Annotated in this window: 2 protein-coding genes; both read left to right on the forward strand. The window is 40.9% G+C overall.

Translation table 11 applies throughout. From position 1 onward, the window contains the following. The coding region (locus tag V7659_RS24895) for an ABC transporter permease (RefSeq protein WP_335542802.1) at positions 1-298 on the forward strand (298 nt) is incomplete at its 5' end. 17 nt (positions 299-315) lie between these two features. Continuing rightward, positions 316-1,311, forward strand: a complete 996-nt coding sequence (locus tag V7659_RS24900; protein ID WP_335542803.1) for an ABC transporter substrate-binding protein — start codon at positions 316-318, stop codon at positions 1,309-1,311. The last annotated feature ends 72 nt before the right edge of the window (positions 1,312-1,383 follow it).

Below are 1,383 nucleotides of genomic sequence, written 5' to 3' on the forward strand. Positions count from 1 at the left end.
AACGATGGGTGCGAACCGCTGGACAATTTTTAAAAAAATTCAACTGCCGATGGCATTGCCAGCTATTTTTTCCGGCTTGAAGTTGTCTGTCGTTTATTGCGTCGTCGGAGCAACGATTGGTGAATGGCTGGGTGCAAGTGAAGGTTTAGGATATTTTAGTCGGAGAATGTCTGGTAATTTACAGGCAGATGCCGTATTTGCATCGATATTCCTTTTATCCATGCTGGGAATCGTATTATTTCTATTAATTGGTTTATTGGAAAAACAGGTTTTGAAAAATAAATATCGCTTCAACTAGAGAGGAAGAACGTAAAGATGAAAAAGAGTTTTTTGATTCTGGTAAGTTTAATATTACTAATATTAAGTGCTTGTGGGAAAGAAACCGCTGAGAAAAATGTTGCTTCGAACGAGAAGCTTCAGAAAGTAAGCTTAATGCTGGATTGGTATCCAAATGCGGTGCATTCGTTTCTTTTTGTAGCTGAGGAGAAGGGATATTTTAAGGAACAGGGTTTAGATGTTGATATTCAAATGCCAGCAGATACAAATGATCCGCTTAAACTTGTGGCAGCTAATCAAATCGACATGGCGATGAGTTATCAACCACAGGTGCTCGTGGCACGTAGTGAAGATATCCCTGTTCAATCATTTGGTGCGATTGTCCGTCACCCGCTAAATCAATTAATGGTACATGCAGATGGCCCGATTCAATCCCCTAAGGATTTAGCGGGGAAAACGATTGGTTATCCATCTATTCCGTTGGATGAAGCGATAGTAGGAACGATGCTTAAAGCCGATGGTGGAGATGTTAAGAAGGCAAAAATGGTGGATGTTGGCTGGGATCTTATTCCTGCGATGGCAACGAAAAAAACAGATGCCCTGATCGGCGGCTATATTAACCACGAGAAATTATTGTTAGAAAAAGAAGGCCATCCAATGCGTACACTGAATCCCGCTGATTATGGTGTTCCAGATTATTATGAATTAGTATTGGTTGCTAGTGAGAAGGGATTAAAAGAAAAGCCAGAGGTGTTTAAAAAGTTTATGGCGGCAATCACAGAAGGTCAAAAATATGTGGAGGCGCATCCTGAAGAGGGCCTTTCGACATTAATGAACCATGAAGATAAAACATCACCACTAGAGAAGGATGTCGAAACCAAAAGCTTAGAAATCCTCCTCCCGCTAATGGACGCCAAAGAAAAACCATTCGGCTACCAAGACCCGCAAACATGGGAGAAAACAGCCCAGTGGCTAAAAGACAACAAAGTCATAAAAGAAACCGTCAAAGCCGAAGATGCATTTGTTAACTACTGATTTGATGTAAAACGTTTGGTGTAAAAAGGTTTGGTGTAAAAACCCTTTGGTGTCAGGCACCACAAAAAGACA

Origin of the sequence: Neobacillus drentensis (genome assembly GCF_036966985.1) — a bacterium.
Taxonomy (GTDB): Bacteria; Bacillota; Bacilli; order Bacillales; family Cytobacillaceae; genus Neobacillus; species Neobacillus drentensis_E.

Coding starts and splice junctions, on each gene's coding strand:
- V7659_RS24900 (WP_335542803.1), top strand. CDS start 316: ATGAAAAAGAGTTTTTTGATTCTGGTAAGTTTAATATTACTAATATTA.